At 29.7% G+C, this 7,301-nt stretch carries 6 protein-coding genes; all 6 read left to right on the top strand.

Annotated features, from left to right (window positions below):
- Positions 1 to 876, top strand: an 876-nt coding sequence (locus BUA92_RS22385; protein ID WP_175550946.1) for an FAD-dependent oxidoreductase, incomplete at its 5' end; no start/stop codon positions are given.
- A gap of 283 nt (positions 877 to 1,159) precedes the next feature.
- On the top strand, positions 1,160 to 1,927 hold the full coding sequence (locus tag BUA92_RS22380; protein ID WP_073022839.1) for a nitroreductase family protein: 768 nt from the start codon (positions 1,160 to 1,162) through the stop codon (positions 1,925 to 1,927).
- A gap of 101 nt (positions 1,928 to 2,028) precedes the next feature.
- A complete protein-coding gene (locus BUA92_RS22375) occupies positions 2,029 to 2,499 on the top strand; it encodes a DUF4342 domain-containing protein (protein WP_073022838.1) in 471 nt (156 codons plus the stop codon).
- 92 nt (positions 2,500 to 2,591) lie between these two features.
- A complete protein-coding gene (locus BUA92_RS22370; protein WP_073022837.1) occupies positions 2,592 to 3,269 on the top strand; it encodes a response regulator transcription factor in 678 nt (225 codons plus the stop codon).
- Positions 3,259 to 4,776, top strand: a complete 1,518-nt coding sequence (locus BUA92_RS23660) for a HAMP domain-containing sensor histidine kinase (protein ID WP_073022836.1) — start codon at positions 3,259 to 3,261, stop codon at positions 4,774 to 4,776. Before BUA92_RS22370 ends, BUA92_RS23660 begins: the two co-directional genes overlap by 11 nt.
- Positions 4,777 to 4,944: 168 nt before the next feature.
- A complete protein-coding gene (locus BUA92_RS22360; RefSeq protein WP_073022835.1) occupies positions 4,945 to 7,296 on the top strand; it encodes an EAL domain-containing protein in 2,352 nt (783 codons plus the stop codon).
- Positions 7,297 to 7,301 lie beyond the last annotated feature (5 nt).

Genomic DNA, 7,301 nt, shown 5'->3' with positions numbered 1-7,301 from the left:
CATGAACCAGGTGGAGTATTAGTATACGGAATACCAGAGTTTAGACTACCAAAAGAAACAGTAGTAAAAACAGAAATAGAGAATGTAAAGAAACTTGGAGTAGAAATAGAAACTAACGTTATCGTAGGAAGAACAATAACAATAGATCAACTATTCGAAGAAGAAGGTTTTGAAGCAGTATTCGTAGGCTCAGGAGCAGGACTTCCAAAGTTCATGGGAATACCAGGAGAAAACGCAAACGGAGTACTATCAGCAAATGAATTCCTAACAAGAAGTAATCTAATGAAAGCCTTCAAAGAAGGTTACGACACTCCTATAAGAGTTGGAGATAGAGTAGCTGTAGTTGGCGGTGGAAATGTTGCAATGGATGCAGCAAGAACAGCATTAAGACTAGGAGCAGAAGTTCATATAGTATATAGAAGAAGCGAAGCAGAGCTTCCAGCAAGAGTAGAAGAAGTACATCATGCAAAAGAAGAAGGAATAATCTTTGACCTTCTAACAAACCCAGTAGAAATACAGCAAGACGAAAAGGGCTGGGTTACAGGAATGAAGTGCATAAAAATGGAGCTAGGCGAACCTGATGCCTCAGGCAGAAGAAAACCAGTAGAAGTAGAAAGTTCAGAATTTGTAATGCCACTAGATACAGTAATAATGTCTCTAGGAACTTCACCAAACCCACTAATATCTTCAACAACAAAAGGACTAGAAATAAATAAAAGAAGATGCCTAGTAGTTGAAGAAGAAACAGGGAAAACAACAAAGGACGGAGTATACGCAGGCGGAGACGCAGTAACAGGAGCAGCAACAGTAATCCTAGCAATGGGAGCAGGAAAAAGAGCTGCTAATGGAATCCATGAATATTTAAGCAACAAATAAAGATAAGACTGTAGAGCTAACTTAAAAGGTTGGTTTTACAGTCTTTTTGAGTACTACACCTAATATATAAAATATTTTTTATAAACACTTGAATAATGAATGGGCAAAAAAGTAGACTACCCTAAGAAGTTAAGAAGTTAAGAAGTTAAGAAGTTAAGAAGTTAAGAAGTTAAGAAGTTAAGAAGTTAAGAAGAAAATCAAGATAACGGAATCATGGCAAATGCAGGCTTTATTTGTTAGTATTAAATATAGATAAGTAAAAGTAGTGAAAGGATTGAATAAGATGAATGATGTTATAAATGTTATTTCAAATCGTATGTCTCTTAGAAAATATAAGGAAGAAAAGATATCTAAAGAGCATTTAGATATAATAATTGAAGCAGCCATGAGAGCTCCTACTGCTGGCAATATGATGATGTATTCAGTGATTATTGTTGAAGATGAGGAAAAGAAAAAGAAGCTTAGTAAAACTTGTGATGATCAGCCTTTTATAGCAAAGGCACCAACTGTATTGTTATTTTTAGCGGATATGCAAAGATGGTATGATTATTTTGATTATAGTAATGTTAAAGATTATTGTGAACGTAATAATAAAAAATATGCTGGACCTGGCGAAGGTGATTTTGTTTTAGCTATAGAAGACACAATGATAGCTGCACAAAATGCTGTTATAGCTGCTGAATCATTAGGAATAGGATCATGTTATATAGGTGATATTATTGAAAACTATGAGATTCATAAAGAAATGTTTAACCTACCTAAGTGGGTAGTACCTGTAGGTATGCTTTGCATGGGATATTACCCAGGAAATTACAATAGAATAATACAACCTAGATTTGATAGAAAATATATCGTTTTTAATGAAGAATATAATAGATTAAAAGATGAAGATTTTGCAGATATGTTTAAGGCTAAAAAAGTAGCTAAAGAAAATATATATAAGGCTGAAAATTTTGGACAATATATGTATGGTAGAAAAATAGGATCAGATTTTTCAAAAGAAATGACTAGGTCAATAAAGGTTATGTTGGAGAATTGGAAGGAAAAATAATTTTCTAATCTAATTTTAATCTTTAACTAATTTTATTATAAGCCTCTGAATTTATACTTTAGATATAGATTAAGAAAAATAAATTTTGGAGGGATAATATTATGATAACAATTGAGCAAATAGATGAATTAAGAGGAAGAGTAGATGTATCTTATGAGGATGCAAAGGAAGCTTTAGAGCAAAATAATGGAGATATCTTAGAGGCAATTATTTATCTTGAGAAAAACGGAAAAATAAAAGAAGAAGCTAAACAAGAAGAGAAAAAAGAAAGTGGAGCCTCAGATGCAATATGTGGAGTAATATCTTGGTGTAAAAAGGTAATAAGAAAAGGAAACTCAAATTATTTAGAAGTAAGAAAACATGAAAATACAATATTGAAGCTTTCATTAACAATAACATCAATAGTAGTTGTATTAGCACCATATATATCAATACCATTATTACTATTAGCATTATTTACAGGTCATAAGATTAGATTTCATGGAGAAGATATAGAAAAAACTAGAGCTAACGAAGCTATGGATAAAATGGCTATGGCAACAAACAATATTAAAGAAGAGTTTAGTAAATAGTATTTAATGAATATTAAAAGAGATAACCTTATGGTATAGCAGGTGAATTTGCTATAATAAAGTTATCTTTTTTATTCTTTAGGAGGGTAATTATGAAGGGTAACATACTTATAATAGAGGACGAGATAAAAATAGCTAGATTTGTAGAGATGGAATTAAATTATGAGGGATATAAAGTGACGAAGGTTAATGATGGAAGACAAGGACTTATGAAGGCAAGAAATGAGGAGTTTGATTTAATACTTCTAGATATAATGCTCCCTTCAATGAATGGCATAGAGGTATTAAGAAGAATAAGGGAAGAAAGCGAAGTTCCTGTAATAATGCTTACAGCTAAGGATGAAACTATGGATAAGGTAACTGGCCTAGATATGGGAGCAGACGATTATATAACTAAACCTTTTGAGATAGAGGAGCTTCTCGCAAGGATAAGGGTAGCTTTAAAGAGAAAGAAGGTTACTAAAAAACAAGAACTAAGATATAAAGAACTGTTAATGGACTTAGAGGGTTATAATCTTTCTTATGATGGAGCAAATATAGAGCTTACTAAAAAAGAATTTGAGCTTTTAAGGTATCTGCTTGAAAATAAAAATAGAGTACTGACTAGGGATAAAATTATAGAAACTGTTTGGGGCTATGATTATTTCGGGGATACTAATGTAGTAGATGTATATATACGATACCTTAGAAGTAAAATAGATGACAAATATAATCAAAAAATAATCCATACTTTAAGAGGGGTAGGATATATGATAAAAGATGAAAAATAATAAAGGTAAATATGATAAGGAAATAGAGTATATAACTAATATAACCACTAAGATTTTTAAAGAATCTGTGAAGCTTATAAAAGAGCAATATAAAGTACTTATAACTAAAGTTAGACTATCAATAGTTCTTAAGTTAAATGTTATGTATGTTTTGGTTTGTCTAAATTTACTTTTCTTTATAAATTTATTCATAACAGGTATTTATGGATACTTTACCTTCACTAAAATAAATAGTAATATAGAAAAATCCTTTGTTACTATATCTAAAGAACTAAAAGAAACAGAGAATTTATCAATAGATAGACTATATTTATTAAAAGAGACTAATGGTTATGAAATTATAATTTATGATAATAATAAGGAAATTTTATATAGAAATAGTGAAGCTTATATAAATGACTTATCTAAAGATAATGTAAGAGTTTTAGCATATGGTCATTTTAAGTTTCAGAATAATATAAGTGAGGAAACAATAAAAAACAATATTAATAGTATTTTTAATATAAATTATATTTATGATAGAGCCGCTGAGGAGAGTGGTAGTAAGTTTAATATTCAGATAAAGTATAATTTATATGAGGATTTCAGCTTTTTAGGAAATTTTATTTTATGGGTAGTTATCGCAGAGATGGTGTGCTTATTTTTATCTTTAGGTAATGTAAAAAGCAGAAGTAAAAAGATACTCAAGCCTATTGATGATATGAATAAAACCGTTGAGAATATTACCATAAAACAGATAGACACAAGATTAAGTGTAGGTGGAACTCAAGATGAGCTTAAAGATTTAGCAAAAACTTTTAATGGAATGTTAGATAGAATTCAAGAGGCTTATAATATTCAAAATCAATTTGTATCAGATGCTTCTCATGAACTTAGAACTCCTATAGCAGTAATACAGGGGTATGCTAGGCTTTTAGATAGATGGGGAAAAGAGGATAAGGAAGCTCTTGAGGAGTCTATATCAGCTATAAAGTCAGAGGCAAATAATATGAAGGACCTTGTTGAAAAACTATTATTTCTAGCAAGAGGGGATAAAAATACTCAACCAGTTATTATGGAGGAGTTTGATTTAAACTTCCTTGTTGATGAACTTTTAAAAGAAACTAAGCTTATAGATAATGATCATAATATAAGTTGTGATAAAAATGAAGTTGTAAAAATATATGCAGATGAGAAGCTGTTAAAGCAAGCTTTTAGAATATTTCTAGACAATAGCATAAAGTATACTCCAAAGGGTGGAAACATTGGTATAAGTACCTATGTTAATGGTAATAATGTAGAAATAGTTATAAAAGATAATGGCATAGGTATTGATGAAAAAGATATTCCAAAAATTTTTGATAGATTTTATAGAGCAGATGAGTCTAGAACTAGAGAAACTGGTGGAAATGGACTAGGGTTATCCATAGCGAAGTGGATAATTATGAAACATAAAGGTAAAATCACAGTTAATAGTTCTCTTAATGTTGGGACAACGATAATAATTAATTTACCTATGAATACTTAATAAGACTAGCCTTTTATAACTTTTAGTTAGAGGCTAGTTTTTATTTTCTACAAATTTCCATGGTTTTATTTTAGCATATATTTAAAAAAATATATAAATATACATGAGCTATGTTATATAATTAATGTATAAATAAATTACGAGCTTATTGTACTGGGAGAAAAATTTATGGTCAAACATGACAAAATTAAGAAAAGTAAAAAGTACCAGCTTAGAAGTCAAATATCAATATTTTTTCTGTTAACTATAGTAGCATCAGTACTTATTGTTTATGGATTATCTAATAGGTTTATAATTAGAAATTTTGATTATCTATTAAAAAATCAAGGTCAAGGAAATATGAAGCAAGTTGTTAATGAGTTAAATAATCAACTTATTGACCTAGAGAACTCAGCTAAGGATTATGGCAGCTGGGATGATACATATAATTATGTATCAAATAGAGATAAAAGTTATATAGACTCAAATTATTTAGATGAAACTTTTTCACTAAATAATTGGAATTTACTTTATATTTTTGATAAAGATAAGGAACTAGCTTATGGTAAAGAATTTGATTTACATAATAAGCAGGAAATTAACAAATCGGATGAAATAATTGATTTTATAAAAGGTAAGGAATGGATATTTAATGATATAAGGATTCAAGCTAAGTTAATCAGTTCTCCTAAAGGGAGCATGTTACTAGCAGCTTATCCAATAACTAGAAGTGGCGGACTTGGGAATTCAGTAGGATGGATAGTATGCGGAAGATATGTTAATGAAAATCTAGTTAATGGTATGGGTGATAATCTTCTAATGAATCTGAAGCTTGATGATAATATTGATAAACCAGGTGACATAACATCAACTACTTATATAAGCGGCAGAGGAATAAAAGCAGATATATGGGTAGACAAAAATGGTAGAAGTGATAAAAGTGTAGGAATTATTTACGATTACGATGGAAATAAGTTAATAAAGATGACAAGCAACATAGATGTAGATATGAATATATTAAATATGGGCACATATGGTGTGTATAAGTATATAGCTACTACTAGCGTAGTTTTACTTGTATCATTTATATTATTGTTATGGTTAATAGATAAAACAATTTTTAAAAGGCTTAATGAATTAATATATAATGTAGGAAATATAGAAAAAAATAATGATTTTTCTAAAAGAATTTCTATAAAAAGAAATGACGAGATATCCATTTTGGAAACGGGATTTAATAATCTTCTTTCTACAGTAGAGAGAACTCAAAGCGAGATATTATATCAGGCAAAATATGATCAACTAACAGAAACATTTAATAGAGGTGTCTTTTTTGATGATGTTCAGGTGATCTTGGATGATGAGATGAAAAATGGAAATAAATCTGCAATAATTTTTATCGATATTGATGGATTCAAAGATATAAATGATAGTTTAGGGCATAGCACAGGTGATTATATATTAGTTAATGTAGCTGCTAGGATAAAAGAAAAATTGAAAAACTATAATCCTATAATTTCTAGGTTTGGTGGAGATGAGTTTGTTACATTTATACCTAACATAAAATCTTATAAAGAAATAGACAATATATGTAAGGATTTGTTGGATAGAATAAAACAACCTATGTATATTGGTAGGAAAGCCTGCAAAATAACTTGCAGTATAGGGATAAGTATATCTATAGACCATGGAAGTACAGTAGATGATTTAATAAATAATGCAGATGTAGCTATGTATCATGTAAAGAAAAACAATAAAAATAGTTCTATTATTTATAATGAGGACATGAGAAGTAGAATATCACAAGAAATGCTTGAAGAAGCTCTAGATAATAAAGAGTTTGTTTTATATTATCAAAAACAGGTTGACATAACTACTGAAAGAATAGAAGGTGCAGAGGCTTTAGTAAGATGGAACAGTGCCGACAGAGGATTTGTTTCACCAATAGAGTTTATACCGCTAGCAGAAGAAACGGGGTTTATAGTTCCATTAGGAAAATGGATATTAGAAGAAGCTTGCAAACAATGTAAGGAATGGAATGATACTATAGATAAAGATTTTAGAGTATCAGTAAATGTATCTAGTATACAGTTTATGGAGAAGGCCTTTATTAATATGGTCGTAAATACATTAAAAACTACGGGGATAAATCCTAAAAACTTAGAACTAGAAATAACCGAAAGTGTTGCATTATATAAAGAAGAAGAAGTTATAAGTAAATTGGAAGAGTTAAAAAATCTAGGCGTAAGAGTTTCTATAGATGATTTTGGTACTGGGTATAGTTCATTAAAATACCTACAGAAGTTTAAGATTGATGGATTAAAAATAGATAAGGCGTTTATAGATAATATTAACGAAAATTCTAGCATAGCTAAATCTATAATTAGCATGGCAGAAAACTTAGGGGTGTATGTTATTGCTGAGGGCGTAGAAACAGTAGAGCAGGTAAATTGTTTAAGGTCCCTTAAATGCCAATATATACAAGGTTATTATTATGGTAAACCTGTACCGCCAGATGGTTTTGATTTGAAGATTTCTTAGGAAAA

The organism is Clostridium intestinale DSM 6191 (assembly GCF_900130055.1).
GTDB classification, from domain to species: domain Bacteria; phylum Bacillota; class Clostridia; order Clostridiales; family Clostridiaceae; genus Clostridium_T; species Clostridium_T intestinale.
Note: the sequence above shows the minus strand (reverse complement) of the source record. Positions and strands in the feature narration are given on the sequence as shown.

What these genes read in the sequence shown, in the direction of transcription:
- BUA92_RS22375 (WP_073022838.1), top strand. Translation starts at nt 2,029, where the DNA reads ATGATAACAATTGAGCAAATAGATGAATTAAGAGGAAGAGTAGATGTA.
- BUA92_RS22380 (WP_073022839.1), top strand. Translation starts at nt 1,160, where the DNA reads ATGAATGATGTTATAAATGTTATTTCAAATCGTATGTCTCTTAGAAAA.
- BUA92_RS22370 (WP_073022837.1), top strand. Translation starts at nt 2,592, where the DNA reads ATGAAGGGTAACATACTTATAATAGAGGACGAGATAAAAATAGCTAGA.
- BUA92_RS22360 (WP_073022835.1), top strand. Translation starts at nt 4,945, where the DNA reads ATGGTCAAACATGACAAAATTAAGAAAAGTAAAAAGTACCAGCTTAGA.
- BUA92_RS23660 (WP_073022836.1), top strand. Translation starts at nt 3,259, where the DNA reads ATGAAAAATAATAAAGGTAAATATGATAAGGAAATAGAGTATATAACT.